Origin of the sequence: Pelomonas sp. BJYL3 (assembly GCF_027257975.1) — a bacterium.
Taxonomy (GTDB): Bacteria; Pseudomonadota; Gammaproteobacteria; order Burkholderiales; family Burkholderiaceae_C; genus Roseateles_B; species Roseateles_B flavus.
Genome location: NZ_JANZKX010000007.1, coordinates 360,379 through 378,866, shown reverse-complemented (window position 1 = coordinate 378,866; position 18,488 = coordinate 360,379). Strand labels below are relative to the sequence as shown.

Below are 18,488 nucleotides of genomic sequence, written 5' to 3'. Positions count from 1 at the left end.
GGGCCGCTCAGGCCTTGCGTTCCCCGGGGCCGCTCAGGCCTTGCGTTCCCAGATGGCGGCAAAGAAGCCGTCCACCTGGTGCCGATGCGGCCACAGCCGGATGAAGCCCTGCTCGCACAGACTCGCGGCCTGCGCCACATGGGCCTTTTCCAGCACGGCGGCGGCGTCCAGCGGCTGGAAGTCCGGGTGGGACTCGCTGAAGGCCTGGGCGATGACTTCGTTCTCGGCGTCCAGCAGGCTGCAGGTGGCGTAGACCAGGCGGCCGCCCGGCTTGAGCAGGCGGGCGGCGCTGTCCAGGATGGCCTTCTGCTTGGCCTGCAGTTCCACCACCGCCTGGGGCGACTGGCGCCACTTCAGGTCCGGGTTGCGGCGCAGGGTGCCCAGGCCCGAACAGGGCGCGTCCACCAGCACGCGGTCGATCTTGCCGGCCAGACGCTTGATGCGGTCGTCGCGCTCATGGGCGATCTGGGCGGGGTAGACGTTGGACAGGCCGCTGCGCGCCAGGCGTGGCTTCAGCGATTCCAGCCGGTGGCCGGAGACGTCGAAGGCATAGAGGCGGCCCGTGTTGCGCATGGCGGCGCCCAGGGCGAGCGTCTTGCCGCCAGCCCCGGCGCAGAAGTCCACCACCATCTCGCTGCGCTTGGCGTCCACGGCCAGGGCCAGCAGCTGGCTGCCCTCGTCCTGCACCTCCAGGGCGCCGCTGGTGAAGGCCTCCAGCTTGTTCAGGGCGGGCTTGCCCTGCACGCGCAGGCCCCAGGGCGAATAGGGCATGGGCTCCGCCGCGATGCCGGCCGCCTTCAGCTGGGCCTGCACCTCCTCGCGCTTGGCCTTGAGCGTGTTGACGCGAAGGTCCAGCGCCGCGCCCTCGCTCATGGAGGCCGCCAGGGCCCAGAACTCGGTCTCGCCCAGGCGCGCCAGCAGGGGCTCGGCCAGCCACTCGGGCATGTTGTGGCGCAGCTTGGGCGCCAGGCTCGAGACATCCACCTGGCGGACCTGCTTCAGCCACTCCTGTTCCTGGGGCTTCAGCGCGCCCTTGAGGCCGGCCTCCCCGCCCGCCCAGGCGAGGATGGCCAGGCGGCGCTCCAGCGGGCCGGCGCCCGACTGCGCCAGGCTTTGCAGCAGGGGCTTCTGGCGCAGCACGGCATAGGTGGTTTCGGCCAGGGCATGGCGCTCGCGCTGACCCAGGGCCTTGTTCTTGCGGAAGAAGGCGGAGACGACGCCGTCAGCGGGCGCGTCGAACTTGAGGACCGAACGCAGCAGTTCGGTGCAGAGATCGAGAAGGGCATTAGGATGCATCGCCGGATTATCCCAGGCCCGAAGACCGCCGCCGCGCCCCCGGGCGCCGCCTCCAAAGGATCCCGCCATGAACACCAAGCCCGAACCCGCTCCCCTGCCCCCCACGCCCCCGGGCCGCTACCGCCACTACAAAGGGCAGGACTACGAGGTCCTGGGCGCCGTGCGCCACAGCGAGACCGAGGAGGTCCTGGTGCTGTACCGCCCGCTCTACAACAACACCGGCCTGTGGGTGCGGCCCCATGCCATGTTCTTCGAGCACCTGGAAGTCGACGGCCAGATGAAGCCCCGCTTCGTGCTGATTGGCGAATGAGCAGCCACCACCCGAGGGTGCCCTGGCGCCCGCGCGTCCTGATCGGACTGGGGCTGGGCGCGATGCTGGCCGTGCTGTGGCCCACGCCACTGCCCCTGGTCACCCGCCTGCTGCTGGGCTGGAACGCCGGCGTCTGGACCTATGTGCTGCTGGTGCTGGTGATGATGGGCCGGGCGGATGCCCGCCAGCTGAAGCGCCGGGCCCTGGGCATGGGCGACGGCGTGCCGGTGATGCTGATGCTGGCCGTGGCAGGCGCCCTGGCCATCCTGGCCGCCCTGGTCACGGAAATGAGCCAGGTGCGCCACGGGGCCAATGTGGTGGCGGGCTGGCCCTATCTGCTGCTGGCGCTGTCCACGGTGGCAGGCACCTGGCTGCTGCTGCCCATCGAGTTCTCGCTGGCCTATTCGCAGCTCTACCACCGCGGTGGCACGGCACCGCACGGCCTTGAGTTCCCGGGCGAGAACAAGGACCTGGACTACTGGGACTTCCTGTACTTCTCCATCACCCTGGCCGCCACCTCGCAGACCTCGGACGTGGTGATCAGCTCGCGCCCCATGCGCCGCCTGGTGACCATCCAGGCCCTGCTGTCCTTCGTGTTCAACACGGGGGTGCTGGCCCTGTCCATCAATCTGCTGGCCAGCCTGGTGGCCTGAAGGCGCTGAAACCGCGGCTCAGCTGAAGGACTGGCTCTCGCCCGCGAGCTGGCGCACGCGCGCGCCCTCGACCGCGAGCTGCCCGCTGACGAACCAGCGCACGGCGGCCGGGTACATGCGGTGCTCCAGCTTGAGCACGCGAGCAGCCAGGGCGGCGGCGTCGTCGCCGTCCAGCACCGGCACCACGGCCTGGGCGACCATGGGTCCGTGGTCCAGCTCGGCGGTCACGAAATGCACGGTGGCCCCGGCGAAGCGGCAGCCCGCCTCGATGGCACGCTCATGTGTGTGCAGGCCCGGGAAGGCCGGCAGCAGCGAGGGGTGGACATTGAGCATGCGCCCCTCGTAATGCCGGGTGAAGGCGGGCGTGAGGATGCGCATGAATCCGGCCAGCACGACCAGGTCCGGCATGAAGCCGTCGATGACCCGGGCCAGCTCGGCATCGAAGGACTCCCGATCGGGGAAGGCCTTGTGGTCCACCACGGCGGTGGCCACACCCTGCGCAGCCGCGAACTGCAGGCCGGCGGCGTCCGGGCGGTTGCTGATCACGGCGGCAATGCGGGCCGGCCAGCCTTCGGCGGCACAGGCCTTGACCATGGCCTCCATGTTGGAGCCCCGGCCGCTGATCAGGATCACGATGTTCTTCATGGGGCGCAAGTGTAGCCAGCGCCCGCCACTCGACTCGCCTTGCCTCGCCTTGACTCCCGTCATGCGCCGGGCTGACTCCCTACAATCACCGGCTTCTTCCTGGCGTCCGCATTCCGGCGGAACGCCCCGCACCGGCCCTTCCATCACATGAGCGACACCCCCACCCTGCCCCGCCAGCGCGTGCTCTCCGGCATGCGCCCCACCGGCGCCCTGCACCTGGGCCACTACCACGGCGCGCTCAAGAATTGGGTGCGGCTGCAGCAGGCCTATGACTGCTTCTTCTTCGTGGCCGACTGGCATGCCCTGACCACGCACTACCAGGACAAGTCCATCGTCGAGCGCAACGTCTACGACATGGTGGTGGACTGGCTGGCTGCCGGCCTGGACCCCGAGCAATGCACGCTCTTCATCCAGAGCCGCATGCCCGAGCACGCCGAGCTCTTCACCCTGCTGGCCATGAGCACGCCACACAGCTGGCTGGAGCGCATGCCCAGCTACAAGGACCAGGTGGAGAAGAACCGCGAGCTGGCCACCTACGGCTTCCTGGGCTACCCGCTGCTGCAGGCGGCCGACATCCTCATCTACAAGGCCGCCTTCGTGCCCGTGGGCGAGGATCAGGCCGCGCATGTGGAGGTCACCCGCGAGGTGGCCCGCCGCTTCAACCACCTCTACTGCGCCGAGGCGCCCATCCTGCCCGAGCCCCAGGCCCTGCTGACCGAGACCTCGCGCCTGACCGGCCTGGACGGGCAGAAGATGAGCAAGAGCTACGGCAATGCCATCGCCATGCGCGAGGCGCCCGAGGTGGTGGAGGACAAGATTCGCAAGATGCCCACCGACCCGCAACGCGTGCGCCGCGGCGACCCGGGCGAGCCCACGCGCTGCCCGGTCTGGGAGTTCCACAAGCTCTACTCCGACAGCGACACCCGCGCCTGGGCCGAGCAGGGCTGCCGCAGCGCCGGCATCGGCTGTCTGGACTGCAAGCAGCCCGTCATCGAGGCCATCCAGAAGGAACAGGCGACCTGGCGCGAACGGGCCGACGAGTACCTGGCCAATCCCAAGCAGGTGCACTGGATCGTGGAGGTCGGCACCGAGCGGGCCCGCGCCGTGGCCCGCAAGACCCTCAAGGAAGTGCGCCAGGCCATGGGCCTCGCCTACTGACCGCAACGAAGAGAATCGCCCGCTGCAGTCCATGGCCGGCATCCACATCACCGACATCGAGGCCGCCATCAACTGGTGGCGCCAGCGCGAGCCCGGCGACGGGCTCAGCGCCTGCCCGCCCGTCCAGGCCCTGGCCGAGGTCTACGCCCTGCTCGTCTACCACCGCGACAGCGAGTGCGACGAAGACACCCTGCCCGCCGCCGCCCGCGAGGCCTGGCTGCGCTGGTACGACAGCACGCCGGACGCCCCCTGCATCGCCATCTGCTCGACCAGCCAGGGCGACGAGCTGTGCAAGGGCTGCGGTCGCACCTTCGACGAGGTCCAGAACTGGCCGGTGATGACGCCGGCCGAGAAGCGCGTCACCTGGCGCCGCATCACCCTGGAAGGCACGGCCTGGCGCTTCAACCGCTATGCCGAGCGAGCCCTGGAGCGCAAGCGCGGCGAAGGCGAGGCGCCGTGAAGGCGGCCCTGGGCCGGCGGCGCCACGGCAGCCTCAGTCGCATCCTGCCCCTGGCGTGGCCGGTCTTCATCGGCCAGCTGGCGGTGCTGGCCTACTCGACCATCGACACCCTCCTGGTGGCCCGCTACGCCGCCCTGGACCTGGCCGCGCTGGCCGTGGGCAACGCCATGTACACCAGCGTGTTCGTGGGCCTGATGGGCGTGATCCTGGCCGTCTCGCCCGTTGCCGCGCAGCGCTTCGGCGCGCAGGACCACGAGGGCGTGGGCGACTGCCTGCACCAGGCCGCCTGGCTGGCGCTGGCGCTGACGCTCATCGGCGAGCTGATTCTGCTCTTCCCCGACCCGCTGCTGGCGCTGGCCCGTCCCGAGCCGGCCGTCGAGGCCATCGTGCGGCGCCACCTGCATTTCCTCGGCCTGGCGCTGCCGGCGGCCCTGCTGTTCACGGCCTACCGCGGCTTCAATACGGCCGTGTCACGGCCCAAGGCGGTGATGGCGCTGCAGGTGGGTGGCCTGGCGATGAAGCTGCCGCTGAGCGCGGCCCTGATCCACGGCCTGCCCGCGCTGGGCCTGAGCCCCATGGGCGCGCCGGGGGGCGCGCTGGCCACGGCCCTGGTGGTGTGGTCCCAGCTGCTCGTGGGCCTGTGGGTGCTGCGGCACGACCCGCACTACGCACCCTTCGGTCTGCAGCGGGGCGGCTTGCACCCACCGCGCCCGGCCCTCATCGGGCGCCTGCTGAGACTGGGCCTGCCCATGGGCGCCTCCATCCTGATCGAGGTGACCGGCTTCACCTTCATGGCCCTCTTCATCTCGCGCCTGGGTGCCACCTCGGTGGCCGGGCACCAGCTGGCGGCCAATCTCGTGGCCATGATGTTCATGCTGCCCATGGCCCTGGGCAACGCCACCGGCGCGCTGGTGGGCCAGCGCATCGGCGCGCGCGACTTCGCCGATGCCCGCCGCCTGGGCTGGCACGGCCTGGAGATCGCGCTGGCCTTCGCGCTGCTGATGGGCGGGCTGGTCTTCCTGCTGCGGCGCCAGGTGCTGTCGCTGTACACGCCCGACCCGCTGATCCTGGCCGCGGCCCTGCCCCTGCTGCTGTGGGTCTGGCTCTTCCATGTGGGTGACGCCTGCCAGGCCATCGCGGCCTCGGTGCTGCGCGCGCACCACGTGGCTTTGGCGCCCATGCTGGTCTATGCCGTGGCCATCTGGGGCCTGGGCCTGGGCGGGGGCTACTGGCTGGCCTTCGCGCCGCCGGCCTGGCTGCCGGGCTTCTGCCGGGGTGCCAGCGGCTTCTGGCTGGCCGCCAGCCTGGGGCTGCTGATGTGCTCCGCAGGCCTGGTCGCCCTGATGGCGTGGGTGCATGGTCACGAAGCCCGGGAGTCCGGCGCGGCCGCCAGCACCGTGGCGTGAGCAGCGGGGTCAGGTCTTGCGCAGGGCGCGACCCGGCGGGATCACACCAGGCGGGGGTCAGGTCTTGAGGGGCAGGCTCAGCACGAAGATGCTGCCACCGCCATCGCGGGCCTCGCAGCGTACCGAGCCGCCGTGGCGCTGGGCGATCTGCTTGACCAGACTGAGGCCCAGGCCCACACCGCCAGTCTGCTCGGCGTGGCCGGGCAGGCGGTAGAAGGGCTCGAAGATGCGCTCGCGCAGGTCCTCGGGCACACCAGGGCCGCGATCGGCCACCTGCAGTTCCAGCAAGGTGCCGCGGTGCTTCATGGCCAGCTCCACGCTGCCGCCACCGTAGCGGCGGGCGTTCTCCAGGAGGTTGCGCAGGGCGCGGCGGATCAGACGCTCCTCGCCCAGCAGCTGCAGGCGCGAGTCCCGCTCGTCGCTCAGCAGCTCGGCGCCGCTGCGCGCGCACTCCTCGGCCGCCACGGCCAGCACGTCGACTGCGTCCTGGTGGATCTGCTGGCTGCCGCTGTCCAGGCGGCTGGCGAGCAGGACCTCCTCGACCAGGGCGTCCAGCTCGGCGATATTGGTCTGGATCTCCAGCTTGAGCTTGCGGCGCTGCGCCTCGCCGGCGTCCTCGAACATGGCAAAGGCCATCTTGAGGCGCGCCAGCGGCGAACGCAGCTCATGGCTGGCGTTGGCCAGCAGGCTCTGGTGCGAGCGCAGCAGGGTCTCGACGCGCCCCGCCGCCTCGTTGAAGCTGCGGGCCACGGCAGCGACTTCGTCGGTGCCGCTGTCATCGACGCGATGGCTCAGCTGCCCGTCGCCAAAGGTCTGCACGCCGGTCTTGAGGGCCTCGAGGCGACGCGTCAGCCGCCTCACGACGGGGAAGGCGCCGGCCGCGATGCCCACGAACAGCAGCACCAGCACGATGAGCAGGCCCTGGCCATGCAGCAGGCGGGGGCCCAGCAGGACCGGCCCGCCCCAGGGCGCCTCCTCGCGGCGCAGCAGGGCGGCCGACGGGGCGCGGTCCGGGCCGTCGCCGGCGGCGCGGCGCGCGTCCTGCCGTGCGTCCGCACGGCCTTCCGCCCGCCCCTCGGGGCGCAGGCCCGGAGGCCGTTGCATCCGGATGAAGGCGATGTGCCGGCCGTCGTCCAGCGTGATCTCGACCTGGCGCTGGCCCGGCACCTCCTCGCGGCGCTCGAAGAGCTCGGAGGCGCCGATGCGCTGGCCCTGGGCATCCTGCAGGGCCAGGGCCATGCGCAGGCGCTGGCCCCACTCCTCGATCGCGCGGGCCTGGAGCTCGCGCGGCGCGTCCGCGGGCGGCAGGGCGCGCTGCAGCAGCACGGCCATGGCCTGCCAGCGTTCGCCGGCGGCCACCTCGGCATTGCCGCGCTCCTGTTCGATCTGGCGCTGGAACAGCCAGCCCGCCCCCAGGGCGAAGGCCGCCAGCACCACGATGACGGTGAGATAGATGCGCCAGTAGAGCGACTTCACGCGTGGCCTTCGGCGTCCTGCTTGCGCGCGAACACATAGCCGGCCCCGCGCACCGTCAGCACGCGGCGCGGCGTCTTGGGATCGTCCTCGATGACGGCGCGGATGCGCGAGATGTGCACGTCGATGGAACGGTCAAAAGCCTCCAGCGGATGGCCCTTCAGCGAGTCCATGATCTGGTCCCGCGAAAGCACCCGGCCGGGGCTCTGCGCCAGCACGACCAGCAGGTCGAACTGGTGGCTGGTGAGGTCGCAGGGCTTGCCGTCCAGGCGGGCCATGCGGGCCGCGAGGTCGATCTCCAGGCGGCCGAAGCGCAGCACCTCCACGCCCTGCATGTCGGGCTCGGCACGGCGCAGCAGGGCCTTGACCCGCGCCTGCAGCTCGCGGGGCTCGAAGGGCTTGGGCAGGTAGTCGTCCGCGCCCAGCTCCAGGCCCAGGATGCGATCCATGGGCTCGCCACGCGCCGAGAGCATCAGCACCGGCAGGCGCTTCATGCGGGCATCGCGACGCAGCTCGCGGCAGAAGTCCAGGCCGTCGCCGTCGGGCAGCATGATGTCCAGCACGGCGAGGTCGTAGACGCCCTGCTCCAGCTTCTGCCGCGCCGACCCCAGGCTCGGGGCCACGTCGATCTCGAAACCGGCCGCCTGGAGGTAGTCGCCCACCATGTCGGTGAGGCGGGCATCGTCGTCGATCAGCAGCAGTCTGGAATTCATGGAAGGCAGATGGCTGGCGCAGCGGGCGCGGGCCGAGGTCCGGTCGCCCTGGGTCATGGAGGGGGTGTAAGCCTGAAGCATAAGCGCAGTCCTCGGCACAAGGGGATCACTGGCCGCTGCGCGACTTCAGGTGCTCGGCCATGCGGGCCTGGCGCTGCTTGAGCTTGGCTGCCAGCTTGGCGCGCTGCTCGGGCGTCAGCACGCGGGCGACGTCGATCATGGCCTGGCTCATGCGCCTGGAGACCTGCTCATGCACCGCGCTGCCCTTCTGGCGCAGGGCCTCGATGGCCGCGGCGTCCACATTGGTCGCGCTGAACAGGGTCAGGCCTTGCTCGTGCAGGCTGCGCAGGGTCTCGTGCTGGGTCTTGAGCTCGCCACGGGCGGCGTCCATGATGGACTTGATCTGGGCGCGCTGGGCGTCGGTGGCGTCCACCAGGTCCAGCATGTGTTCGACATGGCCGCCCATCAGGCCGCCTGCCATGGCGCCCATGCCTGGGCCGCCCATGCCCGGATGGCGCTGGGCCTGGGCGGCACCGGTGACCAGGGCCAGGGCCATGGCGGCGGCGGGAATCAGGTGCTTCATCTTGAGGCTTCGCATACAGACACTCCGTGCTTGGGTTGGTGACTCCAGTGTCTGCAGGGCCGGTAAGGCCCCCATGCCGAGGGCGTGAAGAAGCGTAAAGAAAGCAGGCGCCGGGTGTCGCTCGGCCCGGACGCGGAAACGAAAAGAGGTCCGCGACGGGACCTCTTCTGCGCACGGCGGGCCGGGGCACACCCGGCCGGGACCGATCTCAGCGGATGGGCTTGAAGCGCACGCGCTTCGGGCGCGCGCCTTCCTCGCCCAGGCGCTTCTTCTTGTCGGCTTCGTACTCGTGGAAGTTGCCGTCGAAGAAGAACCACTGCGAATCGCCCTCGCAGGCCAGGATGTGCGTGCAGATGCGGTCCAGGAACCAGCGATCGTGAGAGATCACCATGGCCGAGCCACCGAACTCCAGCAGGGCCTCTTCCAGGGCGCGCAGGGTTTCGACGTCCAGGTCATTGGAGGGTTCGTCAAGCATCAGCACATTGCCACCCTGGGCCAGGGTCTTGGCCAGGTGCAGGCGGCCGCGCTCACCACCGGAGAGCTGGCCGACCATCTTCTGCTGGTCATTGCCCTTGAAGTTGAAGCGGCCGATGTAGGCGCGGCTGGGCATCACGAACTTGCCGACCACGATGTTGTCCAGGCCGCCGGAGACGTCTTCCCAGACGGTCTTGTTGGCGTCCAGGCTCTGGCGGCTCTGGTCCACGAAGGCCAGCTTGGCCGTCTTGCCGATCTTGACCGTGCCCGAGTCCGGCTGCTCCACGCCCTGGATCATGCGGAACAGCGTGGACTTGCCGGCGCCGTTGGGGCCGATGATGCCGACGATGGCGCCGGGCGGGACCTTGAAGCTGAGGTTGTCGATCAGCACGCGGTCGCCGAAGGACTTGGTGACGTTCTCGAACTCGATCACTTCATTGCCCAGGCGCTCGGCCACGGGGATGAAGATCTCGTTGGTCTCGTTGCGCTTCTGGTATTCGACGTCGCTCAGTTCCTCGAAGCGGGCCAGACGCGCCTTGCTCTTGGCCTGGCGGCCCTTGGCGTTGGAGCGCACCCACTTCAGTTCTTCCTTCATGGCCTTGGAGCGGGCGTCTTCCGACTTCTGCTCCTGCTCCAGGCGGCGTTCCTTCTGGTCCAGCCAGTCGGAGTAGTTGCCCTTCCAGGGGATGCCGTGACCGCGGTCGAGTTCGAGGATCCACTCGGCGGCGTTGTCCAGGAAGTAGCGATCGTGGGTGATGGCCACCACGGTGCCGGGGAAGCGCTGCAGGAACTGCTCCAGCCACTCCACGCTTTCCGCGTCCAAGTGGTTGGTGGGTTCGTCCAGCAGCAGCATGTCGGGCTTGGACAGCAGCAGGCGGCACAGGGCCACGCGGCGCTTCTCGCCACCGGACAGCACGCCGATGTTGGCATCCCAGGGCGGCAGGTTCAGGGCGTCGGCGGCCAGTTCCAGCTGCAGGTCGGTGTTCTCGGAACCGGCGGCGGCGATGATGGCCTCCAGCTCGCCCTGCTCGGCGGCCAGGGCGTCGAAGTCGGCGTCCGGCTCGGCGTAGGCGGCATAGACCTCGTCCAGGCGCTTCTTGGCGGCCAGCACGCCGCCGATGCCTTCCTCGACCGCCTCACGCACGGTCTGGTCCGGGTTCAGCTTGGGCTCCTGCTCCAGATAGCCGATCTTGATGCCGGGCATGGGCACGGCTTCGCCCTCGATTTCCTTGTCGACGCCGGCCATGATCTTCAGCAGCGTGGACTTGCCCGAGCCGTTCAGACCCAGCACGCCGATCTTGGCACCGGGGAAGAAGGACAGGGAGATGTCCTTCAGGATGTGGCGCTTGGGGGGAACCGTCTTGTTGACACGGTTCATCGAGAAAACATATTGGGCCATGGCTTACTCAGGGTTGAGTGCAGGTGGAAGATGCGGAATTCGGGCCGCAGCGGCCTTGCCCGGAGGCAGGCGGCCGCAGCGGCAGGGGCTGGCGAACCAGCGCGGTGGCCTCACGCGGAAGAACCGCGGCAAACAGCGGTGGCCCGGGACCGAGCGCCCTCGTGGCACGCATCGCCCGGCCCGCGGCTCACCCAGGCCAAACCGCTATTGTCGCAGCTTCCGGACCCGCTCCATCCAGCCCGGTGCAAAGGGCGCGGGCATGCCGCCGCAGGGCCGGTCCGATCCGTCAAGCGCCCGGGCACACGATATCCCCCCCAGCCGACCGGCGCCCGACCTATAATGGCCCCCGACGCTACGGCTCACAGTCTTGCCGTGGCGTCATTTTTTTTTGAGCTCAAGCACCCGCCCCGCCCGGCCCGAAGACTGGCGTCGCACACAATGCGGCGCGGCCAGGCATAGAGCGGCTGGCGTGCGAATCCCGCAGTCGATGAGTTTTGATTCCCTGGGCCTGGCCGAGCCCCTCCTGAAGGCCATTGCCGACGCCGGCTACTCCACTCCCACCCCCATTCAGAGCCAAGCCATCCCGGCCGTCCTGCAGGGCGGTGACCTCATGGCGGGAGCACAGACCGGCACCGGCAAGACCGCAGGCTTCACCCTGCCCTTGCTGCACCGCCTGGCTGCCCAGAAGCCGGTCCGCGACGCTCGCGGCCGCATCGTCATCCGTGCCCTGGTCCTGACGCCCACGCGAGAGCTGGCGGCCCAGGTCGAAGAAAGCGTGCGCCTGTACGGCAAGTACCTGCCCCTGACCTCCATGGTGATGTTCGGTGGCGTGGGCATGCAGCCGCAGATCGACCGCCTGCGCAAGGGCGTGGACATCCTCGTGGCCACCCCTGGCCGCCTGCTGGACCACGCGCAGCAGGGCACCCTGGACCTGTCCCATGTGCAGATCCTGGTGCTGGACGAAGCCGACCGCATGCTGGACATGGGCTTCATCCATGACATCAAGAAGGTGCTGGCCCTGCTGCCGCAGAAGAAGCAGAGCCTGCTCTTCTCGGCCACCTTCAGCGACGACATCAAGGCCCTGGCCGACCGCCTGCTGAACCAGCCGGCGCTGATCGAGGTCGCGCGTCGCAACCAGACCAACGAGTCCATCGCCCAGAAGATCCATCCGGTCGACCGCGACAAGAAGAAGGAACTGCTGGCCCACCTGATCCGTCAGGGCGACTGGCACCAGGTCCTGGTCTTCACGCGCATGAAGCACGGCGCCAACCGCCTGGCCGAGTACCTGAACAAGGAAGACATCTCGGCCATGGCCATCCATGGCAACAAGAGCCAGGGCGCGCGCACCAAGGCGCTGTCCGAGTTCAAGGCCGGCACGCTGCAGGTGCTGGTGGCGACCGACATCGCCGCCCGCGGCATCGACATCGACCAGCTGCCCCACGTCGTCAACTACGAGCTGCCCAACGTCCCCGAGGACTATGTGCACCGCATCGGCCGCACCGGCCGTGCCGGCGCCAAGGGCGAGGCCGTGAGCCTGGTCTGCGTGGACGAGAACGGCTTCCTGCGTGACATCGAGAAGCTGATCAAGCGCGAAGTCCCCCGCGAGATCGTGCCCGGCTTCGAGCCCGATCCGAATGCCAAGGCCGAGCCCATCGTGCTGGGCCGCATGGTGCTCAACGGTGGCCTGGGCGGCGGTGCCGGCCGAGGTGGCCGCAGCGGCGGCGGTGGTGGCGGTGGCCGCGGCGGCCGTCCCTCGCAGCCCCGTGGCGACGCGCCCCGCAGCGAAGGCCGTGGTGGTGACCGCCCTCGCCAGGAAGCCGGGCGCAGCCAGGCGCCGGCACGCCGCGACAGTGCGCCGGCCCAGGGCCGTGGCAATGGCGGCGCCCGCAACGACGCGCCGCGAGGCGGCCAGGGCCAGCGCTCCGGCGGCGGCCAGGCTCGACAGGGCAATGGCGGCGCCCGCCTGACCAGCCCCAAGCGCTGATCGCCCCAGCCTCCCCCGACAAAGCCCGGCACCGCCGGGCTTTTTTGCATCTGCAGTGCAACTGGACGCCACTTGACCCATCTCAAGCCGCGCGCCGCCGGCCGGCCGCGCGGCTGGTCCACAATGGCCCGGCCACCAGCTGCCTGTGGAGAGACGCATGAAAGTGACCTTCCTGGGTGCCGCCGACGCCGTGACCGGCTCGCGCCACCTCATCGACACCGGTGACCGCCGCCTGCTGCTGGACTGCGGTCTCTTCCAAGGCTACAAGGCGCTGCGCGAGCGCAACTGGGGCCCGCTGGGCGTGGCGCCGGCCAGCATCGACGCCGTGCTGCTGTCCCATGCCCACCTGGACCACAGCGGCTACATCCCGGCCCTGGTGCGCCAGGGCTTCCGGGGCCAGATCTTCTCGACGCCGGCCACCCGCAAGCTCTGCGAGGTGCTGCTCGCGGACAGCGCCCACCTGATGGAAGAAGACGCCCGCCGCGCCAACCGCACGGGCAGCACGCGCCATGCGAAGGCCCTGCCGCTGTACACGCTCAAGGACGCGCAGCGCGCCCTCTCGCATTTCGTCGGCCTGCCGCGGGACGGACGGCTGAAGCTGGGGGCCAACGAGATCCGCTTCACGCCCGCCGGCCACCTGCTGGGGGCCTCCTGCATCACGGTGCAGGGCGCGGGCCGGCGCCTGGTCTACTCGGGTGACCTGGGCCGCACCAAGGACCTCATGCTGCCCCCGCCCCAGCCCCTGGACGAGGCCGACGTGCTGCTGATCGAGTCCACCTACGGCGACCGCCGCCACCCGGCCGAGGACGTACAGGAGCGCCTGGGCCGCATCGTGCGCAGCACCATCGCGCGTGGCGGCAGCGTGCTGCTGCCCAGCTTTGCGGTTGGCCGCGCCCAGGCCCTGCTGCTGGTGCTGCAGCGCCTGCGGGCCGCCGGCGAGATCCCCGGTGATCTGCCGATCTTCCTGGACAGCCCCATGGCCCGCGAGGCCACCGAGATCACGCAGGAATACGGGCGCCTGCTGAAGATCTCGTCCGGCGAACTCGCGCACCTGTGCGAGGGCGTGCGCGTGGTCAGCAAGCCGCAGGAGTCGCTGAAGGTGGCGCAGGCCGTGGCGCGCCGTCCCGGTGTGGTGATCTCCGCCAGCGGCATGGCCACCGGTGGCCGGGTGCTCAACTACCTGCAGGTGATGGCGCCGCAGGCCCGCCACCACATCTGCTTCGCCGGCTTCCAGGTGGGGGGCACGCGCGGCGCCAAGATGATTGCCGGCGCGCGCGAGATCAAGATCCGCGGCGAGTACGTGCCGGTCAGCGCCGAGCTGAGCCACCTGGAAGGCTTCTCCGGCCATGCCGACAGCGAGGAGCTGATGGCCTGGCTGCGCCAGTTCCGCCGGCCGCCTTCACAGACCTTCGTGGTGCACGGCGAACCGCAGGCGGCTGATGCGCTGCGCAGCCGCATCCAGGACGAGCTGGGCTGGCAGGTGCGCGTGCCCCAGCATGGCGAAACCGTGGAAGTCTGAGCCAGCGCAGGGGCGGCGAAGGCCGGGCTGCGGCATACTGCGCCGCCCATGAAGACCCAGCCCATCCGTCCCGCCGAGGTCGATTTCTCCGATGCCGCGGCGCCCAGCGCGCCCGGCTTCGGCGATGTCTACCATGCCCGCGCCGGCGCCTTCGCACAGGCGCAGCACGTCTTCCTCAGCGGCAACGAGCTGCCGCAGCGCTGGCAGGGCCGCGCCCGTTTCGTGATCCTGGAAGCCGGCTTCGGCCTGGGCAACAACTTCCTGGCCACCTGGGCCGCCTGGCGTGCGGACCCGCAGCGCGCCGAGCGCCTGGTCTTCATCAGCGTCGAGAAACACCCGCTGCGCCACGCGGACCTGCAGCGCGCCCATGCCCACTCGCCCGAGCCCGTGCTCGCGGCGCAGCTGCTGGCCCAGTGGCCGCCTCTCACGCACAACCTGCATGTGCTCGATTTCGAGCAGGGCCGCGTGCGCCTCATGCTGTGCCTGGGCGAGGCGCGCGACTGGCTGGCCGAGATCGTCGCGGAGGTTGACGCCTTCTACCTGGACGGCTTCTCGCCCGCCCTCAACCCGGACATCTGGGACCCCTACCTGCTGCGCAGCCTGGGCCGACTGGCCGCCCCGGAGGCCACGGCCGCCACCTGGAGCGTGGCCCGGACGGTCCGGGAGGGCCTCGCCAGCGCCGGCTTCGAGGTCCGCAAGGCCGAGGGCTTTGCCAGCAAGGGGCAGATGAGCGTGGCCCGCTACCGGCCCCGCCATGCCGCACAAAGGCCAGCCGGCCGCCTGGCCCTGGCGCCGGGTGCGCGCACGGCCCTCGTGCTGGGCGCCGGCATCGCGGGCGCCGCCTGTGCCCATGCGCTGGCGGCCCAGGGGCTGGACGTGAGCCTGCTGGAGTCGCGCGAGGCGCCGGCGCTGTCGGGCTCCGGCAATCCCGGCGGGCTCTTCCATGGCACCCTCAACCCGGACGACGGCCTGCACGCCCGCTTCAACCGCGCCGCTGCGCTGCACACCGAGCGCCATGCCCGCGCACTGCGTGCCGGCGGCCAGCTGCCCTGGCTGCAGACGGGCCTGCTGCGCCTGGAGATGCAACGCGATCTCGCCACCTTGCAGGCCCAGATCGAGCGCCTGGGCCTGCCGCCCGACTATGTGCAGGCGCTCTCGCGGGAGCAGGCCTGCGAGCGGGCCGGCTGGCCGCTGTCTCCCGCGGTGACGGCCGTCTGGTTCTACCCCGGTGGCGGCGCCCTGCCCCCGCCGGGCATGGTGAAGGCCCTGATCGAGACGGCGGCCCGCCCCATCCAGCTGCGGACCGACTGCCGCGTGAGCCGGCTGCGCCGCAGCGCCGCAGGCTGGCAGTGCCTGGACGAGGCCGGCCGCGTGCTGGCCGAGGCCGAGTCCCTGGTGCTGGCCGCGGGCGCAGACAGCCTGGCCCTGCTGGCCACCCTCGACGCCGGTGGACCGGCCGCCCAGCTGCCACCGCTGAACGTGCAGCGCGGCCAGATCAGCCGGCTCAGCGCCGAGCAGCTGGCCCTGAGCGGCCTGCACACGCCCCGGCTGCCGCTGGCAGGTGCCGGCTACGCCCTGGGCCTGCCCGACGGCGGCCTGGTGTTCGGCGCCACGCACCAGGACGGCGACGCCGACCCCGAAATCCGGGACAGCGATCACCAGGACAACCTCGCGCAGCTGGCGCAGCTGAGCCCGCTGGCCCTGCCCCGGCCGGCCCTCGCGCAGGGCCGCGTGGGCTGGCGCCTGATCGCGCCGGACCGCCTGCCCCTGGTGGGCGGCCTGGCGGCATCCCCTGCGCAGGGCCGCATCGACCAGGTCCGCATGATCCCCCGCCTGCCGGGCCTGGCCCTGTGCACGGCCATGGCCTCGCGCGGGCTCAGCTGGGCCCTGCTCTGCGGCGAGCTGCTGGCCAGCCGGGTCACCGGCGCGCCGGCGCCGCTGGAGGCCAGCCTCGTCGACGCCCTGGATCCCCTGCGCTTCCTGCACCGGCAATCCCGACAAGGCTGATCACCCTCGGCCACGGGGCTGGACGGCATCGCGCGAGACGCTAAGCTGATACCAGCGAAGCGCCACCACCCGCACTGCCAGGAGTATCAGCACGTGCCCCACATGACCAGCGGCGCCAGGTCCGATCCGCAGGACGAGCCCACCTCCGACGGGCACATCACACCGGGCGCCGCCGAGCTCGCCCGGCTGCTCCATGGTCTGCGGCAGAGCCAGATCGAATGGCCCGCCGAACAGCTGCGAGACGACCTGCGCCTGGCCGGCACCTACCAGCCCAGCCCTGTGCAGGCGCTGGAGCTCGAGGCCTACGGCCTGCTCCAGGGCATCGGCCGCGAGCCCGCCTCCGCCCTGCAGCGGCTGCGCCGTGCCCGCGAACTCCAGCAGCTGGCCATGACCCTCAAGGCCCCCCTGGCCGAGGCCGCCGTCTGGCGGGTGATGCACACCCTGGAAAGCCTGCTGCAGATGTTCCCCGCCTCGCTGCACAGCGCCGGCATGGCCGCCAGCCTCTATCTGCAGGCTGGTGAGGAGGACATGGCGCAGCTGATGACGGTGCAGCGCAACAGCGTGCTCTTCCATGCCGAGATGTACGAGGAGCTGGGTGCCTCCTGCCGCCAGCTGCTGGAGGAAGGCACGCCCCTGCCGCCGGCCTTCAGGCACCGCATCCTCGGCGGTGCCGGTGCCGCCGGTGCGGCCTTCAGTCTGGGCATCCGCGCGCCTGACGACGAGACCTTCGAGCGCCATCTCGAGGACTCCATCCGCCTGCACCGCGAGGCCCTGGCCCTGGCCGAGGCCCATGGCCTGGACGCCCTGGCCTCGGTGAGCCTCACCAACATGGCCATCGTCGAGGCCACGCGCGGGCATGCCGCGCTGAGCCGCGCACTGATGGAGGAGGTCCAGCGCCGCCCCGAGGTCGACCCCATGCGCCCGGGCTGGAAGGAATGGCAGCGCTACTGCACCGTGCTGGTCCGCGCCCAGCAGGACGAGGCCGGCTGGCAGGCCCTGATGGACACCGCGCGCGACTACATGGGACAGGGCCTGAACCGCGTGCCGGTGCGCGATGCCTGCCTCTACGCCGTCAAGCGCCTGGGCCGCCGCTGCGGCCGCATGGGCGATGCGCTGTGGGCCAGCGAGCGCCTCAACGAGCTGCAACAGGCCTCCTACCGCAAGCTGGCTCACACGCTGAGCGACACGGTGGATGCCGTGCTGGAGCGGCCCCATCTGATGCACGAACGCGCGACCCTGGCTCAGCGCGGCTCCGACCTCGAGAACTCGCTGGCCCAGCGCAATGCCGAACTCTCCGACACGCTGGCGCGGCTGCAGGCCGAGATCGCCATCCGCCAGGCCACGGAGGTCGCCCTGCAGAAGGCCCACGACGAGCTGGAAGCGCAGGTCCGCCAGCGCAGCGCCCAGCTGGAGCAGGCCATGCGCACGCTGATGCAGCATGAGAAGCAGCTGGCCCTTTCGCGCATGGTGGCGGGCATGGCGCACGAGATGAACACGCCGCTGGACAACGCCCGCATGGGGGCCTCCCTGATCGGCGAGCGGGCCCGGCAGCTGCGCCTGCGCCTGGCCGGGCAGACCCTCAGGCGCAGCGAGCTGGACGACCTGCTGGTCCAGCTGGACGGCGGCAGCGACCTCATCGACCGGGGGCTGGCCCGGGTCGCGCAGCTGGTGCAGCGCTTCAAGACGCTAGGCCTCAGCGACGAGCTGCAGGAACGCAGCGAGATGGACCTCTGCGCGCTGATCCGCCAGAGCGCCTCCAGCTGGCGCCAGGCCCTGCTGGAGGCCGGCGTGGAGCTCCGCCTGGACCTGCCGGGGCGCTGCCTCTACCGCGGCTATCCGCAGGACATCCAGCAGGTGCTGCAGCAGCTGCTGGAGAACAGCCTCATCCACGGCTTTCGCGATGGCAGGCAGGGCACGATCTGGATCGACCTGTCGGTCGAAGGTCTCGAGGAAACAACGCTGGCCACGGCCGGTGCGCAGGCCCGCGGGGAGCCGCCTGCTGTGCCCACCGTGCAGATCTGCTGGCGTGACGACGGCGTGGGCATCGCGGGCGAGCACCTGCCCCGCGTGCTGGAGCCCTTCTACACCACACAGATGGGACGCACGGGCGTGGGCCTGGGCCTCACCAGCGTGCACAAGCTCGTGGTGGAGCGCATGTCCGGGGAGCTCACACTGCAGAGCCAGCCGGGCCAGGGCACCCTGGTGCGCATGCGCCTACCCATGCCTTTTCAAGAAGTCTGACTTCTTCCGGCAGGAAGGCGCACCTATGACATTCGTCATGGCCACGCAAGAGGGGAGCTACACCGAGAGGGATTTTGAGGAGCGCACAAAAGGGCGATTTGCAGCAAATTTGCGCCGTGCCCCGAGACAGTGACTCGGCCAGCCATTCAAAACCACAAGGATCTGCG

The 18,488-nt window shown here is 70.6% G+C and carries 15 protein-coding genes; 9 read left to right on the top strand and 6 right to left on the bottom strand.

From position 1 onward, the window contains the following. Positions 1–33: 33 nt before the first annotated feature. Positions 34–1,296 carry an RsmB/NOP family class I SAM-dependent RNA methyltransferase gene (locus tag O9Y01_RS21000; RefSeq protein ID WP_269633588.1) on the bottom strand — a complete coding sequence of 421 codons (1,263 nt, stop codon included), beginning with the start codon at positions 1,294–1,296 and terminating at the stop codon, positions 34–36. A 67-nt stretch (positions 1,297–1,363) separates the two neighbouring features. On the opposite strand from O9Y01_RS21000, the gene O9Y01_RS20995 reads away from it, so the two are divergent. Together O9Y01_RS20995 and O9Y01_RS20990 are read left to right on the top strand one after the other, a co-directional pair. Next, positions 1,364–1,606 (top strand): DUF1653 domain-containing protein, encoded by a 243-nt coding sequence (locus O9Y01_RS20995; protein ID WP_269633587.1) that lies wholly within the window; start codon positions 1,364–1,366, stop codon positions 1,604–1,606. Beyond that, on the top strand, positions 1,603–2,259 hold the full coding sequence (locus O9Y01_RS20990; RefSeq protein WP_269633586.1) for a DUF1345 domain-containing protein: 657 nt from the start codon (positions 1,603–1,605) through the stop codon (positions 2,257–2,259). The genes O9Y01_RS20995 and O9Y01_RS20990 overlap by 4 nt, the downstream gene beginning before the upstream one ends. A gap of 18 nt (positions 2,260–2,277) precedes the next feature. On the opposite strand, the gene purN is transcribed toward O9Y01_RS20990, so the two are convergent. Continuing rightward, on the bottom strand, positions 2,278–2,904 hold the full coding sequence (gene purN / locus O9Y01_RS20985) for a phosphoribosylglycinamide formyltransferase (protein ID WP_269633585.1): 627 nt from the start codon (positions 2,902–2,904) through the stop codon (positions 2,278–2,280). Positions 2,905–3,069: 165 nt separating this feature from the next. On the opposite strand from purN, the gene trpS reads away from it, so the two are divergent. The 3 genes from trpS to O9Y01_RS20970 are packed head-to-tail and all read left to right on the top strand — an operon-like array spanning position 3,070 to position 5,928. Then, a complete protein-coding gene (gene trpS, locus O9Y01_RS20980) occupies positions 3,070–4,062 on the top strand; it encodes a tryptophan--tRNA ligase (protein ID WP_269633612.1) in 993 nt (330 codons plus the stop codon). Between the two features lie 31 nt (positions 4,063–4,093). After that, positions 4,094–4,522 (top strand): DUF3717 domain-containing protein, encoded by a 429-nt coding sequence (locus O9Y01_RS20975; RefSeq protein WP_269633584.1) that lies wholly within the window; start codon positions 4,094–4,096, stop codon positions 4,520–4,522. Next, entirely contained in the window at positions 4,519–5,928 is a 1,410-nt protein-coding gene (locus tag O9Y01_RS20970; RefSeq protein ID WP_269633583.1) for an MATE family efflux transporter, read from the top strand. The genes O9Y01_RS20975 and O9Y01_RS20970 overlap by 4 nt, the downstream gene beginning before the upstream one ends. A 57-nt stretch (positions 5,929–5,985) precedes the next feature. Here O9Y01_RS20970 and O9Y01_RS20965 read toward each other — a convergent pair whose 3' ends face one another. The 4 genes from O9Y01_RS20965 to ettA all read right to left on the bottom strand — a co-directional run bounded on the left by O9Y01_RS20965 (position 5,986) and on the right by ettA (position 10,570). Next, entirely contained in the window at positions 5,986–7,404 is a 1,419-nt protein-coding gene (locus O9Y01_RS20965) for a sensor histidine kinase (protein ID WP_269633582.1), read from the bottom strand. Then, positions 7,401–8,114: a response regulator gene (locus O9Y01_RS20960; protein ID WP_269633581.1), complete on the bottom strand. Its 714-nt coding sequence runs from the start codon at positions 8,112–8,114 to the stop codon at positions 7,401–7,403. The genes O9Y01_RS20965 and O9Y01_RS20960 overlap by 4 nt, the downstream gene beginning before the upstream one ends. A 106-nt stretch (positions 8,115–8,220) precedes the next feature. Beyond that, positions 8,221–8,712 carry a Spy/CpxP family protein refolding chaperone gene (locus tag O9Y01_RS20955; protein WP_269633580.1) on the bottom strand — a complete coding sequence of 164 codons (492 nt, stop codon included), beginning with the start codon at positions 8,710–8,712 and terminating at the stop codon, positions 8,221–8,223. A gap of 193 nt (positions 8,713–8,905) precedes the next feature. Beyond that, positions 8,906–10,570 carry an energy-dependent translational throttle protein EttA gene (gene ettA / locus O9Y01_RS20950; RefSeq protein WP_269633579.1) on the bottom strand — a complete coding sequence of 555 codons (1,665 nt, stop codon included), beginning with the start codon at positions 10,568–10,570 and terminating at the stop codon, positions 8,906–8,908. Between the two features lie 487 nt (positions 10,571–11,057). Here ettA and O9Y01_RS20945 point away from each other — a divergent pair, with 487 nt between their 5' ends. The 4 genes from O9Y01_RS20945 (at position 11,058) to O9Y01_RS20930 (ending at position 18,321) form a co-directional block, all read left to right on the top strand. Then, the gene (locus tag O9Y01_RS20945; RefSeq protein WP_269633578.1) at positions 11,058–12,554 is read left to right on the top strand and encodes a DEAD/DEAH box helicase; all 1,497 of its coding nucleotides are present in this window, start codon (positions 11,058–11,060) and stop codon (positions 12,552–12,554) included. Positions 12,555–12,711: 157 nt separating this feature from the next. Continuing rightward, positions 12,712–14,073: an MBL fold metallo-hydrolase RNA specificity domain-containing protein gene (locus O9Y01_RS20940; RefSeq protein WP_269633577.1), complete on the top strand. Its 1,362-nt coding sequence runs from the start codon at positions 12,712–12,714 to the stop codon at positions 14,071–14,073. Between the two features lie 48 nt (positions 14,074–14,121). Beyond that, positions 14,122–16,080, top strand: coding sequence for an FAD-dependent 5-carboxymethylaminomethyl-2-thiouridine(34) oxidoreductase MnmC (gene mnmC, locus O9Y01_RS20935; protein WP_269633576.1), 1,959 nt, complete (start codon positions 14,122–14,124; stop codon positions 16,078–16,080). 102 nt (positions 16,081–16,182) lie between these two features. Beyond that, entirely contained in the window at positions 16,183–18,321 is a 2,139-nt protein-coding gene (locus O9Y01_RS20930) for a sensor histidine kinase (protein WP_269633611.1), read from the top strand. Positions 18,322–18,488: the final 167 nt, after the last annotated feature.